At 70.2% G+C, this 22,799-nt stretch carries 27 protein-coding genes; 24 read left to right on the forward strand and 3 right to left on the reverse strand.

Going from position 1 to position 22,799, the window contains the following annotated elements; all coding sequences use genetic code 11:
- Positions 1-119 precede the first annotated feature (119 nt).
- The 4 genes from ACZ3IJ_RS28385 to ACZ3IJ_RS28400 are packed head-to-tail and all read left to right on the forward strand — an operon-like array spanning position 120 to position 4,602.
- Positions 120-674, forward strand: a complete 555-nt coding sequence (locus ACZ3IJ_RS28385) for a helix-turn-helix domain-containing protein (protein WP_467472669.1) — start codon at positions 120-122, stop codon at positions 672-674.
- Positions 664-1,953, forward strand: a complete 1,290-nt coding sequence (locus ACZ3IJ_RS28390; RefSeq protein ID WP_467472672.1) for a PBSX family phage terminase large subunit — start codon at positions 664-666, stop codon at positions 1,951-1,953. The genes ACZ3IJ_RS28385 and ACZ3IJ_RS28390 overlap by 11 nt, the downstream gene beginning before the upstream one ends.
- Entirely contained in the window at positions 1,940-3,478 is a 1,539-nt protein-coding gene (locus ACZ3IJ_RS28395; RefSeq protein WP_467472674.1) for a phage capsid protein, read from the forward strand. The genes ACZ3IJ_RS28390 and ACZ3IJ_RS28395 overlap by 14 nt, the downstream gene beginning before the upstream one ends.
- Positions 3,478-4,602 (forward strand): phage minor capsid protein, encoded by a 1,125-nt coding sequence (locus tag ACZ3IJ_RS28400; RefSeq protein ID WP_467472676.1) that lies wholly within the window; start codon positions 3,478-3,480, stop codon positions 4,600-4,602. Before ACZ3IJ_RS28395 ends, ACZ3IJ_RS28400 begins: the two co-directional genes overlap by 1 nt.
- Here ACZ3IJ_RS28400 and ACZ3IJ_RS28405 read toward each other — a convergent pair.
- Positions 4,599-4,856 carry a hypothetical protein gene (locus tag ACZ3IJ_RS28405; RefSeq protein ID WP_467472677.1) on the reverse strand — a complete coding sequence of 86 codons (258 nt, stop codon included), beginning with the start codon at positions 4,854-4,856 and terminating at the stop codon, positions 4,599-4,601. The genes ACZ3IJ_RS28400 and ACZ3IJ_RS28405 overlap by 4 nt on opposite strands.
- Before the next feature lie 91 nt (positions 4,857-4,947).
- Here ACZ3IJ_RS28405 and ACZ3IJ_RS28410 point away from each other — a divergent pair, with 91 nt between their 5' ends.
- The 17 genes from ACZ3IJ_RS28410 to ACZ3IJ_RS28490 all read left to right on the forward strand — a co-directional run bounded on the left by ACZ3IJ_RS28410 (position 4,948) and on the right by ACZ3IJ_RS28490 (position 18,760).
- Positions 4,948-5,682 carry a hypothetical protein gene (locus tag ACZ3IJ_RS28410; protein ID WP_467472679.1) on the forward strand — a complete coding sequence of 245 codons (735 nt, stop codon included), beginning with the start codon at positions 4,948-4,950 and terminating at the stop codon, positions 5,680-5,682.
- Between the two features lie 17 nt (positions 5,683-5,699).
- Complete coding sequence (locus ACZ3IJ_RS28415; RefSeq protein ID WP_467472680.1) at positions 5,700-6,704, forward strand: major capsid protein; 1,005 nt, start codon at positions 5,700-5,702, stop codon at positions 6,702-6,704.
- 14 nt (positions 6,705-6,718) lie between these two features.
- Positions 6,719-6,928 (forward strand): hypothetical protein, encoded by a 210-nt coding sequence (locus ACZ3IJ_RS28420; protein WP_467472682.1) that lies wholly within the window; start codon positions 6,719-6,721, stop codon positions 6,926-6,928.
- A complete protein-coding gene (locus tag ACZ3IJ_RS28425) occupies positions 6,925-7,512 on the forward strand; it encodes a hypothetical protein (protein WP_467472684.1) in 588 nt (195 codons plus the stop codon). Before ACZ3IJ_RS28420 ends, ACZ3IJ_RS28425 begins: the two co-directional genes overlap by 4 nt.
- An 11-nt stretch (positions 7,513-7,523) precedes the next feature.
- Entirely contained in the window at positions 7,524-8,033 is a 510-nt protein-coding gene (locus ACZ3IJ_RS28430; RefSeq protein ID WP_467472685.1) for a hypothetical protein, read from the forward strand.
- 11 nt (positions 8,034-8,044) lie between these two features.
- Positions 8,045-8,464 (forward strand): hypothetical protein, encoded by a 420-nt coding sequence (locus ACZ3IJ_RS28435; RefSeq protein WP_467472687.1) that lies wholly within the window; start codon positions 8,045-8,047, stop codon positions 8,462-8,464.
- On the forward strand, positions 8,458-8,778 hold the full coding sequence (locus tag ACZ3IJ_RS28440) for a hypothetical protein (RefSeq protein ID WP_467472689.1): 321 nt from the start codon (positions 8,458-8,460) through the stop codon (positions 8,776-8,778). Before ACZ3IJ_RS28435 ends, ACZ3IJ_RS28440 begins: the two co-directional genes overlap by 7 nt.
- A complete protein-coding gene (locus ACZ3IJ_RS28445; protein WP_467472691.1) occupies positions 8,775-9,128 on the forward strand; it encodes a hypothetical protein in 354 nt (117 codons plus the stop codon). Before ACZ3IJ_RS28440 ends, ACZ3IJ_RS28445 begins: the two co-directional genes overlap by 4 nt.
- Positions 9,121-9,555: a minor capsid protein gene (locus tag ACZ3IJ_RS28450; RefSeq protein WP_467472693.1), complete on the forward strand. Its 435-nt coding sequence runs from the start codon at positions 9,121-9,123 to the stop codon at positions 9,553-9,555. Before ACZ3IJ_RS28445 ends, ACZ3IJ_RS28450 begins: the two co-directional genes overlap by 8 nt.
- A gap of 67 nt (positions 9,556-9,622) precedes the next feature.
- On the forward strand, positions 9,623-10,102 hold the full coding sequence (locus ACZ3IJ_RS28455) for a phage tail tube protein (protein WP_467472696.1): 480 nt from the start codon (positions 9,623-9,625) through the stop codon (positions 10,100-10,102).
- On the forward strand, positions 10,099-10,563 hold the full coding sequence (locus ACZ3IJ_RS28460) for a hypothetical protein (protein ID WP_467472699.1): 465 nt from the start codon (positions 10,099-10,101) through the stop codon (positions 10,561-10,563). The genes ACZ3IJ_RS28455 and ACZ3IJ_RS28460 overlap by 4 nt, the downstream gene beginning before the upstream one ends.
- Before the next feature lie 143 nt (positions 10,564-10,706).
- Complete coding sequence (locus tag ACZ3IJ_RS28465; RefSeq protein WP_467472701.1) at positions 10,707-13,208, forward strand: phage tail protein; 2,502 nt, start codon at positions 10,707-10,709, stop codon at positions 13,206-13,208.
- 12 nt (positions 13,209-13,220) lie between these two features.
- Positions 13,221-16,556 (forward strand): hypothetical protein, encoded by a 3,336-nt coding sequence (locus ACZ3IJ_RS28470; protein ID WP_467472703.1) that lies wholly within the window; start codon positions 13,221-13,223, stop codon positions 16,554-16,556.
- Between the two features lie 8 nt (positions 16,557-16,564).
- The gene (locus ACZ3IJ_RS28475) at positions 16,565-17,002 is read left to right on the forward strand and encodes a hypothetical protein (RefSeq protein ID WP_467472705.1); all 438 of its coding nucleotides are present in this window, start codon (positions 16,565-16,567) and stop codon (positions 17,000-17,002) included.
- Between the two features lie 67 nt (positions 17,003-17,069).
- Positions 17,070-18,011 (forward strand): N-acetylmuramoyl-L-alanine amidase, encoded by a 942-nt coding sequence (locus ACZ3IJ_RS28480; RefSeq protein ID WP_467472707.1) that lies wholly within the window; start codon positions 17,070-17,072, stop codon positions 18,009-18,011.
- Between the two features lie 11 nt (positions 18,012-18,022).
- Positions 18,023-18,397 (forward strand): hypothetical protein, encoded by a 375-nt coding sequence (locus ACZ3IJ_RS28485; RefSeq protein ID WP_467472709.1) that lies wholly within the window; start codon positions 18,023-18,025, stop codon positions 18,395-18,397.
- A gap of 12 nt (positions 18,398-18,409) precedes the next feature.
- On the forward strand, positions 18,410-18,760 hold the full coding sequence (locus ACZ3IJ_RS28490; protein WP_467472711.1) for a hypothetical protein: 351 nt from the start codon (positions 18,410-18,412) through the stop codon (positions 18,758-18,760).
- A gap of 1,015 nt (positions 18,761-19,775) precedes the next feature.
- Here the strand turns inward: ACZ3IJ_RS28490 and ACZ3IJ_RS28495 are convergent.
- A complete protein-coding gene (locus ACZ3IJ_RS28495; RefSeq protein ID WP_467472713.1) occupies positions 19,776-20,321 on the reverse strand; it encodes a flavoprotein in 546 nt (181 codons plus the stop codon).
- A 118-nt stretch (positions 20,322-20,439) separates the two neighbouring features.
- On the opposite strand from ACZ3IJ_RS28495, the gene ACZ3IJ_RS28500 reads away from it, so the two are divergent.
- The 3 genes from ACZ3IJ_RS28500 (at position 20,440) to ACZ3IJ_RS28510 (ending at position 22,213) form a co-directional block, all read left to right on the forward strand.
- Complete coding sequence (locus ACZ3IJ_RS28500) at positions 20,440-21,624, forward strand: helix-turn-helix domain-containing protein (RefSeq protein ID WP_467472714.1); 1,185 nt, start codon at positions 20,440-20,442, stop codon at positions 21,622-21,624.
- A gap of 100 nt (positions 21,625-21,724) precedes the next feature.
- Entirely contained in the window at positions 21,725-21,883 is a 159-nt protein-coding gene (locus ACZ3IJ_RS28505) for a hypothetical protein (protein ID WP_467472718.1), read from the forward strand.
- 150 nt (positions 21,884-22,033) lie between these two features.
- Positions 22,034-22,213, forward strand: coding sequence for a hypothetical protein (locus ACZ3IJ_RS28510; protein ID WP_467472721.1), 180 nt, complete (start codon positions 22,034-22,036; stop codon positions 22,211-22,213).
- An 87-nt stretch (positions 22,214-22,300) separates the two neighbouring features.
- Here ACZ3IJ_RS28510 and ACZ3IJ_RS28515 read toward each other — a convergent pair whose 3' ends face one another.
- Positions 22,301-22,552, reverse strand: coding sequence for a helix-turn-helix domain-containing protein (locus tag ACZ3IJ_RS28515; RefSeq protein WP_467472724.1), 252 nt, complete (start codon positions 22,550-22,552; stop codon positions 22,301-22,303).
- Positions 22,553-22,799: the final 247 nt, after the last annotated feature.

Raw genomic sequence — 22,799 nt, forward strand, 5'->3', positions numbered from 1 at the left:
ATGGTCGGCACTTTCGTCATCAGCCACACCCGGTTCCCCCGGACCACGACCAAACTGCCCAAATCCCCTTGGGACCACACCACTGGTTCTAAGGCCTTTCGCATGCCCGGAGGTGACCCGTGGGAGGCAACCAGCACAGCCACCCCGTCACCGACCAGACCCGCGACGACGTACGCCGCCTCCACGCGGAAGGGCTTGGCCGCAACGAGATCGCCCGCCGACTGAAGCGCGGCCCACGCACCATCAGCGTCCTCGCCGCCGAGATGGGCCTTTCCTTCGACCGCACCGCCACCGAAGAAGCCACCCGCGCCCGCATGGCCGACCTCGCCGAGAAGCGCAGCATCCTCGCCGACGCCCTCGTCGACGACGCGCTCCGGCTCAGCGAGCAGATGTGGCAGCCGGCCGTCGTGTTCAACATCGGCGGCAAGGACAACGAGTACACCGAGCAGGCCGTCCCCGAGCCGCCGGCGCTCGACAAGAAGAACCTAATGGCCGCCGCCGGTATCGCCATCGAGAAGTCCGTGAAGCTGGCGCCGCCGGAGGACGACAAGGGCGTTGACGGCGCCGTGTCGATGCTCGGTGACCTCGCCCTCGGCCTGAAGCAGGTCTACCAGCAGGCGCAGGCCCGCCAGGCAGCGGAAGCCGACGACGAGGGGGCCGGTGATGCTCCGTGACGTCCCCCTGCCTCTGTCCGACCGGCAGGTAGCCAGCATCGTCGAGTCGCAGGACGCGCCGATCGCCCTGTGGTCCGGCGCCGTGTCCTCGGGCAAGACGATCGCCTCGCTGCTCGCGTTCCTGATCGCGCTCACGGTCGCCCCGGACATCGGCCTCATCGTCATCGTCGGCCGCACACTCCAGACCATCGAGCGGAACCTGATCGACCCGCTCCAGTCCACAATGCTGTTCGGCCCGCTGGCCCGGCACGTGCACCACACCACCGGCTCGACCACGGCAGTCATCCTCGGCCGCACTGTGCACCTCGTCGGCGCGTCCGACGCCCGCGCAGAGGGCCGGATCCGAGGCGCCACGATCGCTCTCGCCTACGTCGACGAAGCCACGCTGGTCCCCGAGTCGTTCTGGATGATGCTGCTCTCCCGCCTCCGCGTCGGGAACCGGTCGCGCCTCCTGGCCACGACCAACCCGGACGGGCCGTTCCACTGGCTGAGAAAGAACTTCATCCTCCGCGGCGCCGAGGTCGGCCTCACGAACTGGCACTTCACCCTGGACGACAACCCGTCCATGGACCCCGGCGTCGTCCGGCGCCTCAAAGCGCAGTACATCGGCCTGTGGTACCGGCGGTTCATCCTCGGCGAGTGGTGCCTCGCGTCCGGCGCGGTGTACGACATGTTCGACGAAGACCGCAACGTCGTCGACCTCATGCCGTACATGAAGCGGTGGACCGCCGTCGGCGTCGACTACGGCACCGTTAACCCCTTCAGCGCGGTCCTGATCGGCCACGGTGAGGACAACCACCTGTACGCCGTCTCCGAGTACCGCTACGACAGCAAGCTCGCCTACCGGCAGCAGACCGACGCCCAGTACTCCGCCGACGTCCGCCAGTGGCTCGCCACCGTCCGCCGGCCCGGCGAGAAGGGGCGCGGCGTCACCCCGAACTGGATCTTCGTCGACCCCAGCGCCGCGAGCTTCATGAACCAGCTGTGGACAGAGCACGTCCCCAACGTCGCCCCGGCCGTCAACGACGTCCTCGACGGCATCCGCAGCGTGGGCGTAGCCCTCGGTACCGGCCTGCTCCGCATCCACCGCTCCTGCGAGGGCCTCCTCGGCGAGCTCCCTGGCTACGCCTGGGACGAGAAGGCCGCCGAACGCGGCGAGGACAAGCCCCTCAAGGCCGACGACCACTCGGCCGACGCGCTGCGCTACGCCCTGCACTCCACCGCGCACGAGTGGCGCGGCCTCATCGACTACAAGGAGGCGACCAGTGCCGCTGCCTGAGAACAACGTGCCCTGGCCGCCGCTCCACATGGCCGCTCAGCTCGGCGACATGGCCATCGATGACGCCTGGTACTCCGGCGACAAGGTCAAGCTCCGCCAGGTCTACGCCCGCGAGGGCTACGACAACGCCCGCGGTGACCTGCGTGACGAGCGCGGCCGCGGCTGGCGGTTCTGGGAGCGGCCCCGGCCGATCGGCATGCGCGACGGCCGGCTGCACGTCCCCCTCGCCGAGGACATCGCCGCCACGTCGGCGTCGCTGCTGTTCTCCGAGCCGCCGCTGTTCCGGTTCGACAGTAAAGAGACGCAGGCGCGGTTCGCGACGATCTCGGACGAGAACGGGCTGAACAACATCCTGCGCGAGTCGGCCGAGGTGTCTTCGGCGCTCGGCGGGGTCTGCCTGCGCGCGACGTGGAACAAGGACCTGGCCCAACGCCCGCTGCCCACCTCTGTGCACGCCGACGGCATCGTCCCCGAGTGGCAGTTCGGCATCATGACCGCGATCACCCTGTGGCGCGAGGTCCGGCGCAACGGCAGCAGCGTGCTCCGACACCTGGAGCGCCACGAGCCGGGCGTGGTGCTCCACGGCCTGTACGAGGGCACCCTCGACAACCTCGGGCAGAAGGTCCCCCTGACCGAGGACACAGCCACCGAGGACATCGCCGGATCTCTCGACCCCGACGGGCCCGGAGACACGATCACCACCGGAGTCCCCGGCCTCACCTGCGTGTACATCCCGAACATCCGGCCCAACCGCAAGTTCCGCGGCAGCATGCTCGGCCGGTCCGACTGGCAGTCCGACGGCATCCGTGACCACTTCATGTCCCTCGACGAGACCTACACGTCGTGGATGCGGGACATCCGCCTCGCGAAGTCCCGGATCATCGCCCCCGACGGCATGCTCCAGAGCCAGGGCGTCGGCAAGGGCGCGAGCTTCGACGACGACCGCGAAGTCTGGACCGGGATCAACGCCTCCCCGACCTCGGGCGAAGGCCTCACCCTCAACCAGTTCGCCATCCGCGTTGCCGAACACGAGGCGACATGGAACGCCCTCACCCGGCAGGCCGTCCAGGCAGCCGGCTACTCGGCACAGTCCTTCGGGCTGGGCGACTCCACCGCCGTGACAGCCACCGAGGTGGTGGCTCGGGAGCGGAAGTCGATGATCCTCCGCGACCAGAAGGCCGGCTACTACGCCCCGCAGCTCGCCGCGTTCGCCGAGACGTTGCTCCAGCTCGACCGGCACCTCGGGTTCTCGCCGGTCGCGGCCGAGCGGCCGACCATCGAGTTCGGGGACTCGGTGTCGGAAGACCCCAAGACGACCGCCGAGACCCTCGAACTCCTCGCACGGGCGCAGGCCGCGAGCGCGGAGACCCGCGTACGGATCCTCAACCCGGACTGGGACGACACTGCGGTCAAGGAAGAGGCCGAGCGGATCCTCAAGGAGACCGGCGCGCTGGTAGCCGATCCGACGATGACCGGCGCCGAAGGCCCCGGCGCGCCCGGTTTCGGTGGTGAGGAGGCGGACTGATGCCCGTCTCGCCCGCCATGGCCGAAGACCTGGCCGCCGCCGTCGCCAAGCTGTACGAGGACGCCGAGGTCGCCATCCTCGACAAGCTGCGCGCGGCGCTCCTCCAGGGCATCGACAGCCCCCTGTGGGCCGAGATCAAACTCCGCTCGATCGGCGACCTGCGACAGGCCGTCGAGGAGGTCACCACCGCGCTCCAGCACGACGCCAACGGGGCCGTCGCCCGCGCGCTCGCGGAGGCGTACGGGCGCGGGCGTCAGGCTGCCGTCGCCGAGCTGGGCGCGCTTGACACCGGCCGCGAACTCCAGGCCCGGAGCGTCCTCCCCGGAGCCCCGGCCGTGGACCGGCTCGCGGCTTCGTACGCGCAGGACACCCGCCCGCTGTACGTCCGCATCACCCGGGCCGTCCTGGACGTGTACCGCTCGATCGTGACCCGCGCCTCGGCAACCACCCTGCTCGGCGGTCTCACCCGCCGCCAGGCCTCGCAACGCGCTCTCGACCAGTTCGCGCAGCGAGGCGTCACCGGCTTCGTCGACTCCTCGGGCCGGGCCTGGGAACTGGCGGCCTACGCCGAGATGGCCGTCAGGTCCGTCACGGCCCGCGCCGCGATCGAAGGTCACATCGACGCGCTCGCCGAGATTCGCGTCGGCCTCGTCATCGTCTCCGACGCTCCGCTCGAATGCCCGCTGTGCCGGCCGTGGGAGGGCGAGATCCTCACCCTCGGCTCGGCGACTGGCCCGCACACCGTGCGGCTGCCGAACGAGCGGGACCACGGCCGTACGACGGTCGCCGTGCACGTGGCCGGCAGCCTCGTGGAAGCGCGCGCGGCCGGGCTGTTCCACCCGAACTGCCGTCACAGCCTCGGGGCGTACCTGCCCGGCGTGACAACCCGGCCGCCGCACCACGCGACCCCGGGCACGAGCTACGAGGACACGCAGCGCCAGCGCGCCATCGAGCGGCACATCCGCGCGTGGAAGCGCCGAGCTGCGGTCGCCCTCGATGACCAGGCCCGCACCCGCGCAACCGCGAGGGTCCGGGCCTGGCAGAAGGCTGCGCGCGAGCACGTAGCCGCTCACGCGGAGCTCCGACGAAAGCCACAGCGCGAACAGATCGGCTCCGCGCGCTAGAAGCCAGTCAGCCGGCCAGGACGGTCGTCCGCCTTCGTCCGCGGGTCGCCATCGACGCTGAACCAGGCATGGGGTCCATAGACAGAGATCGGCGCTTCGTCCTTCCCCATGGTCCCTCCGACCTCCTTCTCGAACACGGCAAGAGCGCCGTTGTCCAGCACGGTGTACCGGTACTCGCGCCCATCCCCGTCCTCGTACTCGTAGTGGCCGTTATCGCCGCGGTCTTTGCTGTTGAACTGGATTCGAATCGACATGGCGGCACCTTAGGACGACCGTCCAACACGCGGGGACGCCTTCCGTAAACCCGCCCGCCAGGCGCGGGCTCGATGCGCCCCAGGAGGGCACATGCGCCATACCCCTTTCCGGCACCCGCTCGCCGCTCACGCCGCGGGCACGATCCTCGGCCGCCGGCGCAACGGGTCGCCGATCTACGCCATCGCGGGTGGCAGCGGCGAGGGAGAAGGCGGCACCGGCGGCACGCCCCTGGCCGCGCCGCCCGCCGCGCCTCCGGTACCGGCCCCGCCCGCGCCCGCAGCTCCGCCCGCCCCGGCCGCCGACGGCGACGTCAAGGCGCTCCCGGAATGGGCGCAGAAGGCCCTCACCGACGCGCGCGCAGAGGCAGCCAAGAGCCGCACCACCGCCAAGGAGAACGCGGCGAAGGAAGCCCGCGAGCAACTCCTGAAAGACCTCGGGCTGCTCAAGCCCGACGAGACGCCCGACCCGGCCAAGCTCGCCGCCGAGATCGGCGACAAGGACACCCGCATCGGCACCCTCGAAGGCTCCGTGCGGTCCCTCACCATCGAGCTCGCCGCCTACAAGGCCGCGGGCAAGCACGAAGCCAACCCGGCCGCGCTGCTCGACAGCCGGTCGTTCCTGGAGTCCGTCAAGGGGCTGGACCCCTCCGATGCGGACTTCGCCACCAAGCTCGACGCCGCCATCAAGACGGCCGTCGAGAACAACCAGCAGCTCCGCGGCGGCCAGGCGCCGAGGCGGGGCGGGGGCGACTTCGCCGGCGGGCCCGGCACCACAGGACGCCCCACCTCCCTCGGACAAGCCGTAGCCGCCGGCCTCGGCGGCTGACCCCCTAGGAGCACCCCATGCCCATCACCCTCGCGCAGGCGCAGGTGAACACCCAGGCGGACGTGGACTACGCCGTCATCGACAACCTCCGCCGGTACTCGTGGCTGCTCGACCAGATCGTCTTCGACGACACGGTCACCCCTGGCACCGCCGGTGGCAGCCTCACCTACGGCTACACCCGCCTCGTCTCCGCCGCGCCGGCCGCGTTCCGAGCGATCAACTCGGAGTACACGCCCGGCCAGGCGACCCGCCAGCGCTACAGCGTGGACCTGAAGCCGATGGGCGGAAGCTTCTCGGTCGACCGGGTCCTCGCGAACCTCGGCGCCGCGGCGACCAACGAGGTCACGTTCCAGATGCAGCAGCTCCTCACCTCGATCCGGACCCGGTTCGCGCAGGAGCTCATCCTTGGCGACACCGCCGTCGACGCGAACGGCTTCGACGGCCTGTCGAAGCTCCTCGTCGGCTCCACCACCGAGAAGACGGCCGTCGTCTCGGACTGGACCGCCGCCACCGTCATCACCCAGCCGCTGGCCATGGCCCGCCTCGACGAGGTCGACGAGTGGCTGTCCAGCATCGTCCCCTCCCACACCGGAGGCGGCGACCAGGGCACGGCCGGAGCACTCCCGCCCGGCGTGAAGGCCATCCTCGGCAACACCAAGTCCATCACCCGGTTCAAGGCCCTCGCCCGCTGGGCCGCGATCTACACCGAGGAGAGGGACAGCCTCGGCCGCCAGATCATGCGCTACGGCGACTGGGTCCTCGTCGACCTCGGCGACCGCGCGGACGGCTCCGCGCCGATCATCCCCGTCTCGTCCAGCTCCACGGACCTGTACGCAGTCACCTTCGGCCTCGACTCCGTCCACGCCGCGACCCCGGCCGGCCAGCCGCTCGTCCAGACCTGGCTGCCCGACTTCTCGCACGCCGGTGCGGTCAAGTCCGGCGAGATCGAGATGGGTCCGGCGGCGCTCGTCGTCAAGAACACCAAGGCTGCGGGCGTCCTCCGCGGCATCGACGTGGTCTGAGGAGGGTGATCAGCATGCAGTACCGCATCACCACGCCCGTACCCGGGTTCACCGGCGTCTCCGTGGGCGTCAACTTCACCGGCGGCGAGGCCGTCGTTGACTCGGAGACGCAGGCCCCGGCCCTGGCGTACTTCCGCGCGCAGGGCTACGGCGTCGAGGAGATCGAGCCCGAGCCCGAGCCCGCCACCCGCCGCAAGACCGCACCGAAGGGAGCTGACCAGTGAGCCAGCTCGGCGCCTACACCCGCAACGTGCGCGACGCCCTCGCGCACCTCAACCTCTCCGACCCCGCCGGGGCGGACACGTTCTACCGCCGCAACCTGCCGCGCGTGGGCCTGTACGACTCGGCCAGCGACACCGGTCAGGTGGCTCTGGCGACCGGCGTGATGACGTCCGTGCCGATCTACCTTCAGGCCGGGGACGTCGTCACCAACCTGTCGTTCCGATCCGGCGCTACCGCTGCCGGCACGCCCACGAACTACTGGTTCGCGCTCTACTCCGATGCCTCCACCCCGGCACTGATCGCGCAGTCCGCCGACCAGACGAACACCGCGTGGGCGGCGAACACCACGAAGACGCTGGCTCTTTCCGCGGCGTACACCGTGCCGAGGACTGGGGTCTACTGGGCGGCCATCATGGTCACCGCGACCACTCCGCCGACCCTGCTCGGCGCATGCGCGGCGCCCGCCATCGTCACCGGCGAGCGGAACCTGTCCCAGTCGTCCGGGTCGTCCCTGACCGCGACGGCGCCGGCCACGATCGCGACGCCGACGGCGAAGCAGTTCGTGCCGTACGTCGTCGCGACGTGAGGTGAGGGCTGATGGCTCTCACCGCTGATTTCGGGATCCGGGCCAGCGTCCGGAACACCAAGGCCCTGGACCTGACCACTGCTTCGGATCCGCTGGACTTCGTCCGTGGCGTGCACCTGGAGAACGGGACCACGGCGGGGAAGGCTGACCGGGTCTTCCACGACCAGCGCACGCTGGCCGCCTCGGCGAACGAGACCCTGGACCTGGCGGGCGTCCTCACCGATGCCTACGGGGTGGCGATCACCTTCGCCAAGGTCAAGTTCATCGCGATCAGCGCCGCCGCCGGTAACGCGAACAACGTGATCGTCGGGGCCAACGCGTCGAACGACTGGGTGGGGCTGCTCAATGCGGCCGGCACCCTGACGCTGCGGCCTGGCGCCACGTTCTGCGCGATGTCCGGCAGCGCGGACGCCACCGGTATGGCGGTTACGGCCGGGACCGGGGACCTGATCAAGGTCGCCAACTCGGGCGCGGGCACGTCGGTCACGTACGACGTCGTCATCGTCGGCACGTCCGCGTAAGGGGGTGGCTCGTGGCCCGGGTCTACGCGACCAGCGTGCAGTACGCCACGTACACCGGGCAGGCCGCCCCGGCGGACATCGATGTACGGCTCCGGCGTGCCTCCGCGTTCCTTGACGCGAAGGTGCTGCGGCTGTGCTGGTACGAGGTCGACGAGGACGGCCTGCCCACCAACACGCGCGTGGCGGAGGCGTTCGCCGATGCCACGTGCGCGCAGGCGGAGTGGGGCGTCGACATCGGCGACGTCAACGGGTCGGCCGCCGTCGGCTGGAGCGAGGTCGAGATCGGCACCGCCCGGCTGAAGCGCTCCGAGACGGTGAAATCCGGCGAGGAGTCCCCGGCCCGGCAGATCGCCCCCGCAGTCTGGGACGCGCTGCGCTCCCCGGACCTGACCCGGGACATCTTCATCCTGGGCCTGGTGGTGTCGTGCTGACCGCCCTGCCGGGCTACCTGCTCGGCCACACGGTCACCGTGGAGCCGTACGAAGGCCACAGCGCGTACGGGCCGCTGTACGGCGCCCCCGTGGCCGTGCAGTGCTTCCTCGACGACAAGACGAGGACGGTACGGGACCGGACCGGCCGGGAGGTGACGTCGTCCGCGACGTTCTACGCCCGGCCGGGCCTGGTCTGCCCCGCAGAGTCGCGCGTGACGCTGCCATCCGGCCGGCAGACCACCGTGATCGCGGTCCTCGACCGGGACGGCGGCGGGATGCCGACGCCGGACCACGTGGAGGTGCAGCTGCTGTGACGCAGTACACGCGCTTCCGACCGGGCAACGCGCAGCGGCTGTGGACGTCGCGCGGGCGCAGGCTCGCGGGCGAGGGCCTGGCGAAGGGGCTGGAGCACACTCTCACTGTCTCCAACAACCAGGTCCCGCTGGACGAAGGCACCCTGCAACGGTCGGGGAAGGTGCACGTTGACGGCCTCGACGGAGCGATCTCCTACGACACGGTCTACGCCAGGCGCCAGCACGAGGAGCTGACTTGGAAGCACGCTCCCGGGCGTAACGCCAAGTACCTGGAGAACGCGATGAACTCGGAACGCAACGTGGTCCTCCAGCTCATGGCCGTCGACATTCGGAGGTGGTTCCGTGGCTGACGATCCGGACCTCCTTGACGGCCTCGCCCGCTACCTGGCCGAGCGGGGTCTCGTCACCTACGACCCGGCTGGGGCGTCCGGGGACTGCTTCCCCGAGTTCCTGCCCTCCTCACCGGACGAGGCCGTCGCGCTCACGCTGTACGACGACCGGTCCGAGCCCGACAGCCTGCTCCCGTACGCCGAGCCGCGCGTCCAGGTGCGGGTACGCGGCACTGTTGACCCTCGGGTGTCCCGGAGGCGCTGTCAGGCCATCTGGAGCGCGCTCCACGGCCTGGGCCCGGTCATCCTGCCGGATGGCACGAACGTGATCCTTTCCGTCGCTATCCAGGCCGCGCCCGCGTCCCTGGGTGTCGACGAGAACCGGCGGCATGAGCACGTCGCGAACTTCCGCATGGAGGTCCGCCAGACCTCGACGCACCGCCCCTGACCCACCCCCATTCCACGGGCCCGCAGCCAACTCGGCCGCGGGCTCTTCGTCATGCCCTGGAGGAGACATGGCCGCCGAGAAGTACAACGCTCGCGACTGCGAGTTCGAGATCGAGGACAAGCTCAACCCCGGTACCTGGGTCGCCTTCCGCACCGCCGAGGGCGGGTCGGGCGAGGGAGGCATCAACACCTTCAGCATCGACCCGGAGTACGAGACCACCGACACCACCACCTTCGGCTCTCAGGGCCGCGCGGAGTCCCAGGTCATGCAGGAGGGCTTCGCCATGACCCTGGAAGGCTTCCGCCTGAAGGACCCGTCCACCGGCGCCCTCGACCCGGCGCAGTCCCTCGCCGAGCTCCAGGCCGCGCGCCTCGGCGCCGACAGCCTCACCGGCTTCCGCTACGCCGCTCCCGGAGACTCCACCTGGACCGTGTGGGCCAAGGCCCACTTCCAGCTCGGCTCGCAGGGCGGCGGCAACAACGACAAGAAGTCGTGGGCCGTCACGATCACCCGCTCCGGCCCGACGACCACGGCGGCCAAGGCGTGACCGCCCGCAAGGCCGAGTCATGGGACACGTTCTGGGCGGAGGTCAACGGCGCTGGAACGGAGACGATCCGCGGCGTCGAGGTCCCCGTCCCGACGGACGTCCCGCTCGCTCTGGAGCAGCGTTTGAAGGCCCTGGAGTCCGAGGATTCCGAGGAAGCCATCCGCGAAATGGTGTCGCTCCTCTTCGGCGACACCGTCCTCGACCAGTGGATCGACGCCGGCATGGGCCTGATGGAGTTCAAGACCGTCCTCGCCTGGGGCATGGCCCACGCCACCGGCACGAAGGTCACCTTCCGCGAGGCCTACGACACCGTCATTGCGGCGGAGGCCGAAGAGGGAAAAGCCCCGAACCGGGCCGCCCGCAGAGCAGCCTCGAAGCCACGATCCGCCGCCTCTGGTGGGCGATCGAAGCCGACTTCCAGCGCGAATACGGCCTCGGCCCGCAGGCGATCGGCAGCCTGACCCGCCGCCGCTTCCACGCCCTCCTCAGCGGCCTGTCGCCCGACTCCGTGTTCCGGCACGTCGCGGGCGACGACCTGTCGATCGTCGACGACCCCGACGAGATCCGAGCCGCCATGCGGCGGACCTGACCTGAAGGGGGACGCATGCCTGCTCTGAACGTCGGCGAGCTCGTCGGCCTGATCCGCGCGGACGACTCCGGCATGCGCCGCGGCCTCAACGACGCCGACCTGCGCATGCGGGGCTTCCAGCGCGACATGGAGGGGCGACTCCGTCGGCTCGACGGCACGTTCGCGTCCACGGGCGAGCTGATCGCGGCCGGGCTCCGCGAAGGCACTGACGAAGGCCGGCGCTTCGGGGTGAGCCTGCGCGGTCTGGCGGGCATGGCGGGGAAGCTCGGCGGTCTGGCTTCGTCGATCGGGGGGATCGCGGCGAAGCTGGGTGCGGCGGTGCCTCTGGCGGCCGGTCTGGCGGCGGCTGTGGGGCAGATCGCCCCGGCGGCCGGTGTGGCGGCTACGGGGCTGTTCGCGGTCGTCCTGGCCTCGAACGCCCTGAAGCTCGGCATGGTCGGCGTCGGGGACGCGATCAGCGCGGCCATGGACCCCTCGAAGGCGGAGGAGTTCAACGAGGCTCTCAAGAAGCTGTCACCGAGCGCGCAGGCGTTCGCGAAGCAGGTCAAGGCCCTTGCGCCCGAGTTCAAGAAGCTCCAGCAGGCCGTGCAGGAGAGGCTCTTCAAGGGCCTCGACAAGACCCTGAAGGACATGGGCAAGACGACGCTCCCAGTCCTCAAGCGCGGACTCGTCGACGCGGCTGGATCCCTCAACGCCATGGCCAAGGGCGTCGGCACGGCGGCCATCACCCTGTCGAAGAACGGCACGCTGGGCGTCGCGATCTCCGGCGCCACCAAGGGCCTGAACAACCTCACCCGGATCCCGGGCCAGCTCGTGACCGGCCTCGCGCAGGTCGGGGCAGCGGCCGCTCCCGCGTTCGGGAAGCTGACGTCCGCAGCGGGGAAGGCGTTCGACAAGCTCTCCGAGAAGCTCGCCGCCGCCTTCGAGTCCGGCGCGATGCAGGACGCGATCGAGCGGGCCATTGACCTGATCGGCGACCTTGCGGACGTCGCCGGGAACGTCCTGCGGATCGTCGGCAACGTCTTCGGCGCGGCCGAGGTGTCGGGCGGCGGGTTCCTCGGCGTCCTGAAGGAGATCACCGGCCAGCTCGCTGATGCTTTCGGGTCCCCCGAGGTGCAGGCCGGTCTGAAGGCGATCTTCGGCGTCATGGCGCAGATCGGGAAGAGTGTCGGCCCGATCCTCGTCTCGCTCCTGAAGACGCTGGGCCGGGTCTTCGAGGTCCTCGGCCCGCCCGTCGAGGAGCTGGTGAAGCACCTCGGGGACGGCCTGCTGAAGGTCGCGGATGCGCTGGGGCCGGTGCTCGTCGAACTGGCCAAGGTCGTCGGGGAGATCGTCAAGGCGGCGCTCCCCTTCGTGGATCTCGCGGCCGACCTGGTCGCTGCGATCCTGCCCGCACTGGTCCCCCTCTTCGCCAGCTTCGGCGAGGTCGTCAAGGCCGCGGCTCCTTTCCTGGCGCAGCTCGCGAAGACGGCCGGCGAGGTGCTGCTGCCGATCCTCGACACTCTCGCCCGCGAGGTGCTGCCGAAGCTGCTGCCCGCCTTCACCGACATGTCGACCCGGATCTTCCCGCTGCTGACGGACGTCCTGGTCGACCTGACGCCGAGCCTGACCGAGCTGGGGCTCGCGCTGGCCGATCTCCTGGTCGAGGCGACGCCGCTGATCGTCAAGATCCTCGAACTGTCGACGGCGCTCCTCGACAAGCTCCTCCCAGTCATCGCCCCGCTCATCGCCCTGATGACGCGGCTTACGTCGATGGCCCTGTCCTCGCTGGCGGGATTCATCACCCGGTACGTCATCCCTGCGGTGAAGGCCCTGGCGGCCCTGCTTCGCGGCGACTTCTCCGGGGCGCTGAACCACGTCAAGAACCTCGCTCGCAACTTGAGCACCGACATGTTCGCCAGCTTCAACCGCATCAGGGACAAGGGCGGGGCGGCCTTCCGGCAGCTCCGCGACGCGGTCACCCAGCGGGTCGGCGAGGCCGTATCCACGATCCGCGGCCTCCCGGGCCGGGCGAGCGCCGCGCTCGGGGACCTCGGCTCGCGGCTGTACGCCTCGGGCCGCGCCCTCGTCAGAGGCTTCGTTCAGGGCATCAAGTCGATGCTCGGCGAGGTCGCCGACGCCGCCTCGTCGGTCGTCAACCGAGCTCGGAACTTCTTCCCCTTCAGCCCCGCCAAGGAGGGGCCGTTCTCCGGGAAGGGCTGGACGCTGTACTCCGGCCGCGCCCTCGCGGAGGGATTCGCCGACGGCATCGGCTCCCGCGCCGGTCTCGTCCAGACGGCGATCGGCAACCTCACCCGGAACGCCCAGCAGTCCATGGGCGGCCTGGGCGCCGGTCTGCCGGGCGCCTCGCTGCCCGGGATGGGCATGGGGCCCGGGGCGACCTCACAGGCCGCCAGCGCGGTCCCCGTGGACCTTCACATCACCATGCACGGTCCCCGCGAGGTGCGGGAACTCATCCGCGGCATCGTCCAGCGCGACGGTCGCGGAGACGTACAACTCGCCTTCGGCCAGTACTGACAAGGAGGCACCATGCCCGTCCCCGACGCCCGCGTAGAGCTCCAGATCGGCGGAACCTGGACCGACGTCACGGACTACGTGGTCCAGAGCGACGGCATCCAGCTCTCACGCGGACGGTCGGACGAGGGCCGCGTCGTCGACCCGGGGGCCGGCAGCCTCACGCTGCTGTCCCCCGACGGCCTGTTCTCGAACCGCAACCCGAACTCGCCGTACTACGGGTTGCTGCCCCGTAACACGCCAGCCCGCATCAGCACGGTCGCGGGCGAGACGGTCCTCGATGTCCCCGAGGGCGTCGCGGGCCGGGCGACCACCCCGGACCATGCATCGCTCGACATCACCGGGGACATCGACGTCCGTGTCGACCTGTCGCCGGACGAGTGGCGGGGCTCGCGCACCTACGACGTAGTGGGCAAGTACCTGACCACAGGCAATCAGCGATCCTGGCGTCTCCTCATCACGAACGAGGGCAGGGGCGCGTTTGCGTGGACACCCACCGGGTCCCCGGCCCTTGAACGGCAGTCCGCCCTTCAGCTGCCGTATGGTCCCGGGAAGCGCGGGGCAATCCGCGTCACTCTTGACGTCGACAACGGGCTCGGCGGCTACACCGTCACCATGTACCTCGCCGACACCATCGACGGCACGTGGGAGCAGTTCGACCAGATCGTGACCACAGGCGGCACGACATCGATCTTCAACTCCAGCGGACCGCTGGAGGTCGGCGATATCACCACGGTTCTTTTTCAGAACGTGGGCCGGCGGATCCACGCCGTTGAGGTCCGCAACGGCATCGGCGGCTCCCTCGTCGCTGCAACACGCTTCGACCAGCTGGCCGCAGGCACGACCGCGTTCACCGACTCTGCCGGACGGTCCTGGACCGTCACGAACGGGGCCACGATCACCGACCGCCGGACACGGCTCGCGCTCGCCGTACCGCACTGGCCGTCCCACTGGCACACCAGCGGCCACGACGTCCGCGCCCCGATCCAGGCCGCGGGCGTCCTCGGGCGCCTCGGGCAGGGCAAGAAGGAGTTGCAGTCGACGCTCCGGCGCCGAATCCCGTCCTACGACCCGCTGGCGTACTGGCCGCTGGAGGAGGCCGACGGAGCCACGCAGGCCTACTCCCCGATCGACGGCGTGTCCCCGATGCGGGTCACCGGCTTCACGTTCGCCCAAGACGACAGCCTCGCGGGCTCCGGGCCCCTGCCGGCCGTGGCCGCGGCCGGGGTGATGACGGGCGCAGTGCCGGCGCCGTCGGTCGCTCCTGGGGCCATCGGCTCGGGCTGGTCGGTTGAGCTGATCTACAACGTGTCGGCGGCCCCGGGGTCTGATCAGCAGATGCTCCATTTCCGCACGACCGGCACGCTGAAGCGCTGGCGGGTCTACATGCGGTCCGGCGTGGCCACGGTTCAGGGCCTGGACTTCGAGAACATCGCTGGGGTCAACCAGGTGATCGGCATCGGTGCCGACGTCTTCCAGGGCTGGAATCGCTTGCAGCTGAGGGCGTTTCAGGAGTCGTTCGGCGTCGTCCGCTGGACGGCTACTTGGTACAACGTGGGCGGCGTATCCGGGGCTTTCAGCGCCACGACGTTCGCTGACATCGGTTCGGTCTCTCAGGTCGACACGGCCTTCGGGACCCTGTCTGACCTGCGGGTCGGCCACGTGAGCGTCATCCCGCACGTGGACGGCGAAGACGCCGGAGCACCGTACGCCGGGGCGGACACCGGCCACACCGGCGAAACCGCAGTGCAGCGGATGGAGCGGCTGGCCGAGGAAGAGGCCGCCACAGTCGCGCTCTCGATCTACGAGGGGGACACGAGCCGCTCCTCGGAGCAGGTAGGCCCGCAGCGGCCCAAAAAGCTCCTCGACCTCTACCAGGAGGCGGCCGACGTCGACGGCGGCATCCTCTACGAGGACCCCTACCGTGTGGCGCTGATCTACCGGGACCGCAAGAGCCTGGAGAACCAGCCGCCCGCGCTCGTTCTCGACTACGCGGACGGCGACGTGGCGCCCCCGTTCGCGCCGACCGAGGACGACACCCGGCTCCGTAACGACGTCACCGTCTCCAGGGAGGGCGGGTCTTCCGCGCGCGCAGTGCTTGCCGAGGGTCCGCTCTCCGTGGACGAGGCTGGGCTCTACGACGAGGCGACCACGCTCAACCTCTACAACGACGACCAGCCGCTGCAGCACGCCTCGTGGAGGCTGCACCTGGCCACGTGGGACGAGGCCCGCTACCCGGTGGTGCGGGTCATGCTGCACCACCGGCCGGACCTCATCCCGGCAGTCACCGCGTTGCAGGTGGGTGACCGCATCCGTATTGAGAACACTCCCAGTTCGATGCCCCCGGGCCCGGTCGACCTGATCGTCCAGCGCATCGACGACGACATGCAGACCCACCGCTGGGACGTCCGCTTCACCTGCTCCCCCGCGGGCCCGTGGGTGGTGGCGGTCCTCGACAACCTGGTCCTCGGCCGCGCGGACACCGAGGGCTCGGAGCTCGTCAACGCTGTCACGAGCACGGCCACCGTTCTCCCGGTTGTGGCCACCGACGGCATCGCGTGGATTCAGGACCCGGCCGAGATGCCGGTCGACATTCAGGTCGGCGGGGAGGAGGCCACTGTCACCGCCGTCACGGGCGTCGCGCAGGACAGTTTCACGCGGAGCGTGGCCAGTGGATGGGGCACCGCCGACTCCGGACAGGCCTGGGCCAACTCCGGTGGGACGGCGGCCAATTTCAGCGTGAACGGGTCCGTCGGCCAGCACTCCATCACCACCTTGGCTGCCGGCCGGTCGTCGACGATCTCCACTGTCGCGGCGGACATCGACGTTCGGGCGGGGATTGCCCTGTCCGTCGTGCCCACCGGCGACAACGTCCTGATCCAGCTGATGGCACGCCGCGTGGACGCCAGCAACTACTACAACGCCCGGGTCGCGATCGCCGCCGGCGGCGCGATGACGCTCACCATCCGCAAGATCGTGGCGGGCGTAGAGACACAGCTCGCGACGGTGGCGACCGGGTTCACGTACGTTGCGGCCACCGTGTACACGCTGCGCTTCACGCTGGTCGGCACCAGCCTGTCGGCGAGCGTCTGGCCGACGGTGGGAGGCTCGGAGCCGCCGACGCCACAGGTGTCCACCACGGACTCCTCGTTCACCGCCGCCGGAGCCGTCGGGTTCCGCACGCAAACCGGCGCCGCCCTGTCGAACCCGCTGCCGATCACGGTCTCCATGGACAACCTCGCCAGCACCCCGCAGCTGATGACGGTGACCCGCTCTGTGAACGGCATCACGAAGGCTCACGCGGCCGGGACGCCCGTTCGTCTGGCCAACCCCGTCGTCGTCGCCCTGTAAGGAGCGCCATGGTCTACACCCCCTTTGCGGCAGGCGAGACCCTCACCGCCCTGAAGCTCAAGACGCGCCTCGTCGAGGAGCTCATGGAGTGGACCTCGTGGAGCTCCATCGGGTCCTTCGCCGCCAACTTTTCGGCCGGGGCGAACGAACCCCGCATGAGAAAGATCAAGGTCATGGGCGTGGAGGTGTGGCAGTACGCCGGCCGCATCACCGTCACCACGCTGACCGCGAACACGGACACGTTGTGCTTTACCTTCAACGCCGCCTACAGGCCGGTGTACGAACACGGCTTCCAGCTCACCGGCGCGTCGACATCGTTCTACGGGGTCCGCTGCACCCTCCAGACGTCCGGGCAGCTCCGGGTCGGTGTCCCCACGGCGGCCGGTGCGGGCACGAACGGCATCATGCTCGACGGCCTCTACATTGACGACCCCCTCACCCCCTGATCCTGCCCAGCCCCTCGTACGCCCCGCGCCTGTTGGCCGGGGCTTTCCTCATGTCTGGAGGCCCCTCATGGCCACACCGCCAACCGCAGCCGCCTTCGTGGCAGCTCTCCGCGACGAGGGCCTGACCGTCGTCGAGGTCGGCCGCTGGTGGGAGCACAACCGCAACCACAAGGGCCCGTGGGGCCCCGTTCATGGCGTCCTCATTCACCACACCGTCACCAAGGGCACGGCCAACACGGTCCGGATCTGCCGCGAGGGCTACACCTCCCTGCCGGGCCCGCTGTGCCACGGCGTCATCGCAAAGGATGGCGTCGTGCACCTCGTCGGCTACGGCCGCACGAACCACGCCGGCGGAGGCGACCCAGACACTCTCCAGGCCGTCATTGACGAGGACTACGACGTACGCCCGCCGAAGCCCAATCAGGGCAACGCGGACGGCATCGACGGCAACCGGCACTTCTACGGCTTCGAATGCGAGAACCTCGGCGACGGCAAGGACCCGTGGCCGGCGGTGCAGCTGGAGGCGATCGAGAAGGCCGCTGCGGCGGTCTGTCGACTGCACCGGTGGGGGCCGAAGTCGGTGATTGGGCACCTGGAGTGGTCGGACGACAAGGTCGACCCGCGCGGCTTCACGATGGACTCGATGCGGGACCGGATCGCGGACCGCCTGGCCGTGGACGAGCCCGAGCCGCCGAAGACGCCCACGAAGCCCGCTCCGTCGAAGCCGGTCGTGGACCTGTCGAAGCTCGTGGCGGCGGCCAAGTCCGACCCGCCGAAGCGCGGTACGCCGATCTCGTACTACGGCGTGAAGGTCGTCGAGCAGGCCCTTGTCCGTGAGGGGCTCCTCGCGCCGTCGCTCGCCGACGGTCACTTCGGCACGGCCACGCGGCAGGCGTACGCCGCTCTCCAGCGCCGCTACGGCTACTCGGGCAAGGACGCCGACGGCATCCCCGGGGCCGAGTCCCTGAAGAAGCTGGCCGCGAAGCGCGGCTTCACCATCACCCCCTGAAGGAGAACCGCATGCGCATCTTCGGACGCGAGCCCGTCTACATCCTGGCCTTCGTGGCCATCGCCCTGAAGCTCGGCTCGGCGTACGGCCTGGACGTGTCGGCGGAGCAGCAGGGCGCCATCATGGCCGTCCTGTCTCTGGTCGTCGCGGCCGTCAACGCCATCGTGCTCCGCACCGGCGCCGCGGCGGCCGCCATCGTGAACCTCGCGCAGGGCGTCCTCGCGCTGTTCCTGGCCTTCGGTCTGAACATGTCGGCCGAGCAGCAGGCCCTGTGGATGCTGATCGTCGAGGCCGCGGTAGCCCTGGCGATCCGCCGTGAGGTGACCGCCCCGGTGTCTGCGCTCCCGATCGAGCAGGGAAGCCCCGTCAAGTCGCCCGCCGCCTGATCGGAGTAGCACGTGCCCGACGAGCTGAGCGTCGGCGAACTCGGGCGCACCGTAGAGGCCTTGCGCACCGAGATCCACGCCCTAGGCCAAGGCCTGAACTCCCGACTGGACCGGGTGGTCTCCACCGAGGTCTACTCGCTCCAGTCGGCATACACCGACCAGCGGATCACTGCCCTCTCGCAGGACCTTCAGAAAGAGCGGGACGCCCGCGAGCGGCTGGAGAACGAGTTCGAGCAGTACCAGCTCTCTGAACGGGACCGGCGGGAGCGAGAGCGGCAAGCACGGCTGTACCAGCTCGTTGTGCCGGTCCTCCTGGCTCTCCTGTCTGTGGCGGTCGCGATCTGGGCGGTGGTGTCGAAGTGACGGGCACGCGGAAGAAGCGCGCACCGCTCAGACTGCCCCGGGCCGAGTGGCTTGTGGCCCTCACGCTGGTCTTCGTGGTCCTGCTCCTGGGGTGGCTGGCCGTGCAGGTAGTTGCCCTCTCTCATGACCTTCGGACAGCGAACAACGCCCGCGATCAGCTTGCCGCTCAGGTCGAACGCCTGGGCGGCGAGCCGGTCGCGGGCCCGCCGGGGTCTCGCGGGCAGCCGGGGCAGAGCATCGAGGGCCCGCCCGGACCGACCGGCCCGCCCGGAGAACCCGGCCCGACGGGGCCTGCGGGCCCGACGGGCAGCCCCGGCGCGGTCGGGCCGTCGGGGAGCGCCGGCGCGGCGGGCACGGACGGTGTGGGCGTGGTGGGGCCGTCTGGCCCCCCGGGGCCGACTGGTCCAGCTGGCCCGGCTGGGCCGCAGGGCGAGCAGGGCCCGGCGGGGCGGGATGGGACCGACGGCCGGGACGGAGCCGACGGCACCAACGGACAGACCTGCCCGGACGGATACTCGCTCCAGCCGCCGAAGGACGACCCGGACGCGCTGGTCTGCCGCCGGGACTCGGCGCCCGCCCCTGACCCTGTGAAGCGCGCTGCCGAGGCTGCGCTCGATCCAACCCGACGGCAGTACCCGTGAACGGCAACGCCCCCTCTTGCGCTACGTGCGCGGGAGGGGGCGGATTTGTCGTGCGCGCGGAATCTGCCTTGCGGATGTACAGTCCGCCGCCCCGCCAGGGTGGCGGGGGTGAAGGGAGGACACATGTCCGAGGCGCATCAGGAGTCGGCTGCGGTAGTCCGGCGGCACGTACGTGCGCAAGAGGCTTGCGACACGGCGGCCCAGAGCGATGCCCTGGAAGTGTTCGCGGCGGCCCTCGCGGAGGCCGATGCTGCGGGAAAGCTGTACCGGGCGGATCTTGAAGGGCGAGGCTTCTCTGCCCCGTGGGGAGTCGGGAAGTAGCACGACGGCGCCCCCTCGCCTTCGGGCCGAGGGGGCGGCTTCGTGGTGTCTCCTCAGTCCGCCACCGGTAGAACTCGTACCGCGTCCAGGGCCGCGCGCCACGGGTAGGCCGCCGGGTTGCCCTGCCCCGGCTGGTTCGGCTCGAATCCTCCCTCGCCGTACAGCACCGTCACGCCGGCGCCCCGCAGCGTCTCGATCGACCGCTCGAACTGCGGATGCTGCACGTAGGCCGCGTTCACGCACGGCATGACCGCCATCGGGATGCCCTTCCCGATTCCCTCCGCAACGACGCCGACGACGAACTTGTCCGTGAGCCCGAGCGCCCACTGGTTGACCGTGTTGAAGGTGGCCGGCGCGACGAGGATCGCGTCCGCCTTCGGCCACACGTCGGGCTCGCCCGGCAGCTTGTAGTCCCAGCGCACGGGGTGTCCGGTGAGCGCGGCGAGGCCGTCGAGGGACGTGTCGAGCCAGCGGGCCGCGGTCGGGGTAAGGCCGAGGCAGACGTCCCAGCCGTCGGCCTGGGCGTCCTCGACGACGCGGGCGATGTCGAACACCGGCGGCGCGGCGCTGCTGAACAGATACAGGGTCCGAGTGCTCATGCGCCTATCCGATCACATGCAACCGCCCCCGCTCCGGGTGGAGTCGGGGGCGGAAGAGGCACACCCGCGCCTGTACGCGGGTACCGTTCCGGATGACGAGTCAGGAACGGAGACCAGTATGCCCTCCACCGACGACGACCACACCGGAACGCGTATCAAGGAGCAGCGGCGCCTCGCTCGGCTGAGCCAGCGCGAGTTAGCGGATCGGCTGCCGTACTCGTACAGCTGGCTGACGCAGGTGGAGTGCGGCGCCCGCCCGGCGTCCGCCGACTTCACTGCCGCTGTTGCGCGCGTGCTCCGGATCGACGTCACCGTCCTGACGGGACAGCCCTACATGACCCAGCTCCACCAAGACCACCTGGCCGACCTCGTCCGCCCCATCCGCGAGGCCCTCGACCTGTACGACCTCGGCCCTGACCCGGCCGTCACCACCCGGTCCGCGGGCGATCTCATCGCGGCTGCCACCGTGCTGTGCGGGCAGGTCCGCGCCACCCACTTGCACGCTGCCGCGTCCGCGCTCCCCGACGTCATCACGGAGCTCACCACGCTCGCGTGGCAGAACCCAGCCACCGCCCTGTGGCAGGCACTCGCGTCGACATACCGCACCGCCCACGACATCTCCGTCAAGCTCGGCTACTACGACCTATCCGCCGTCGCCCTCGACCGCATGGACTGGGCAGCCCAGCGCGCCTCCGACCCCTGCCTCGCCGCCGTCCGCCAGTACATGCGTGCCCTGGTGTACTTCCGCGAGGGCGAGTACTCCATCGGCCGCCGGCTCATCGGCTCCGGCCACGGCATGCTCCGCCAGACCGAGGAGTCCCGCGAGTCACTGGCGGTCGCCGGGCAACTGCACCTCGGCGCGTCGGTCATCGCCGCCCGCGCGGACGACAAGGCCGCGGTCGACACCCACATCGCCGAGGCGACCAGCTACGCGAACCGGGTGGGGGACGCGTCGGATGTGCACTGGCTGAGCTTCGGCCCGACGAACGTCGCCATGCACAGGATGAGCGCCGCCGTGGAGATGCGGCGCTACGACGAGGCGCTGAAGCAGGCGAAGCAGATCAAGCCCCCGGCGGCCATGGCCACCTCGCGCCGGGCACACTTCCTCATCGACCGGGCCCGCTCCGAGATGGAGCTCGGCAAGGCGGACGCCGCCCTGAAGTCGCTCGTCGCGGCCCGCCGCGCGGCGCCCGAGCAGACCCGGTACCACCCGGGCGCCCGCGAGACGATCCGCGGCCTGGTCCACCTCTCCCGCCGGACCCCGGAGACGCTCGGCAGCATGGCCAACTGGATCGGCATGTAGCAGCCCGGAACTCTCTCTGAACTGAGAGAGTTCTCGCCCTTCCGGCTCGTCACGATGGACGTAGTTCCTGATCAGCGACGAGCCGGGGGTGTGTCCCGTGATGACCATGAAGGTGTACCGGGTGACCCCGGGCACCGGCGAGACTCAGCCGGTCGGCAGGCCCGTGACGGTGCAGAAGGGCGACCCCGAGCGGCCGGTCCAGGACATCATGCGGTGGCCGGCGTGCGCCTGCCCCTGCCACCGGCCGGGCGCCCAGTGACCGCGCGACCAGCCAGGCGTCGGAAGACCCCGGAGTGCCAGCTTCAGGCCTGCGACCTGTGTCGGCCCGGGCCCGTCATCACCTCCTTCAGGGACGTCGCCCTCACCATCCGCTGTGACTGCCCATGCCACCAGACGAAGGAGCGCCGTCGTGACACGTAACCGCAGCTGCAAGAAGTGCCGTCGCTCGACGGTCCCGACCGTCGTTGTCGCGGTGGAGGATGGCAGGGACGTGTACGCGTGCGCCGACCACCGCGCCGAGCTGGCGGCCCCGCCGGGCGATCCCGTCGTGGCGGTCGCCCAGTATCAGGACATGGCCCGGCGCCGGTAGCACCCCTGGACTCCTGCTCGTGGGCGATGCGCCGGCCGTCCACGAGCAGGGCACGACAGCCCCGGTCGGCCCGTCCCCCGGCCGGGGCTACTTCATGAGCTGGGCGAGGGGAACGCCGATCGCGTCGGCGATGAGGAGCAGGCTGTCGAGGGTCGCTGCGGCGTGGCCCTGCTCGATGCGGTTGTAACCGGCACGGTCCATCGGAATGGAGTGCGCCACCGTCTCCTGCGTCAGGTTCGCGTGGATGCGCGCGGCTCGGATCTGGTCGCCGATCTGGCGCCGGCGGGTGATGACCCACTCGGGGGGCGGGGCGGAGCGTGGCACGTGCTCCACGCTCACTGGACCATGATCAGAAAGCCGTAGAGTTAACTCTACATTGTGTGATCATGAGCTCTAGGGGCAGGAAGCTCACGAGCCGCCGCCACGCTTTCCGACGCTGAAAGCCGCCAGGCCGCCCCCAACCCTTCACAGCTAAATCACGTTCATTCACACGTTCGAATTACAAGCCCCGAAAGCCATTGAACGTGCACCATGCACATGCTTCGCTACCGAATCACCCCTCCCGCCGGTAGCGGCGCCCGAAAGG

It is taken from the genome of Streptomyces sp. NPDC013317 (assembly GCF_055563155.1).

Excerpts from the sequence above, each read along its gene's own strand:
- ACZ3IJ_RS28390 (WP_467472672.1), top strand. The coding sequence starts at position 664 with ATGCTCCGTGACGTCCCCCTGCCTCTGTCCGACCGGCAGGTAGCCAGC.
- ACZ3IJ_RS28400 (WP_467472676.1), top strand. The coding sequence starts at position 3,478 with ATGCCCGTCTCGCCCGCCATGGCCGAAGACCTGGCCGCCGCCGTCGCC.
- ACZ3IJ_RS28405 (WP_467472677.1), bottom strand. The coding sequence starts at position 4,856 with ATGTCGATTCGAATCCAGTTCAACAGCAAAGACCGCGGCGATAACGGC.
- ACZ3IJ_RS28410 (WP_467472679.1), top strand. The coding sequence starts at position 4,948 with ATGCGCCATACCCCTTTCCGGCACCCGCTCGCCGCTCACGCCGCGGGC.
- ACZ3IJ_RS28415 (WP_467472680.1), top strand. The coding sequence starts at position 5,700 with ATGCCCATCACCCTCGCGCAGGCGCAGGTGAACACCCAGGCGGACGTG.
- ACZ3IJ_RS28420 (WP_467472682.1), top strand. The coding sequence starts at position 6,719 with ATGCAGTACCGCATCACCACGCCCGTACCCGGGTTCACCGGCGTCTCC.
- ACZ3IJ_RS28430 (WP_467472685.1), top strand. The coding sequence starts at position 7,524 with ATGGCTCTCACCGCTGATTTCGGGATCCGGGCCAGCGTCCGGAACACC.
- ACZ3IJ_RS28455 (WP_467472696.1), top strand. The coding sequence starts at position 9,623 with ATGGCCGCCGAGAAGTACAACGCTCGCGACTGCGAGTTCGAGATCGAG.
- ACZ3IJ_RS28465 (WP_467472701.1), top strand. The coding sequence starts at position 10,707 with ATGCCTGCTCTGAACGTCGGCGAGCTCGTCGGCCTGATCCGCGCGGAC.
- ACZ3IJ_RS28470 (WP_467472703.1), top strand. The coding sequence starts at position 13,221 with ATGCCCGTCCCCGACGCCCGCGTAGAGCTCCAGATCGGCGGAACCTGG.
- ACZ3IJ_RS28475 (WP_467472705.1), top strand. The coding sequence starts at position 16,565 with ATGGTCTACACCCCCTTTGCGGCAGGCGAGACCCTCACCGCCCTGAAG.
- ACZ3IJ_RS28480 (WP_467472707.1), top strand. The coding sequence starts at position 17,070 with ATGGCCACACCGCCAACCGCAGCCGCCTTCGTGGCAGCTCTCCGCGAC.
- ACZ3IJ_RS28485 (WP_467472709.1), top strand. The coding sequence starts at position 18,023 with ATGCGCATCTTCGGACGCGAGCCCGTCTACATCCTGGCCTTCGTGGCC.
- ACZ3IJ_RS28495 (WP_467472713.1), bottom strand. The coding sequence starts at position 20,321 with ATGAGCACTCGGACCCTGTATCTGTTCAGCAGCGCCGCGCCGCCGGTG.
- ACZ3IJ_RS28500 (WP_467472714.1), top strand. The coding sequence starts at position 20,440 with ATGCCCTCCACCGACGACGACCACACCGGAACGCGTATCAAGGAGCAG.
- ACZ3IJ_RS28505 (WP_467472718.1), top strand. The coding sequence starts at position 21,725 with ATGACCATGAAGGTGTACCGGGTGACCCCGGGCACCGGCGAGACTCAG.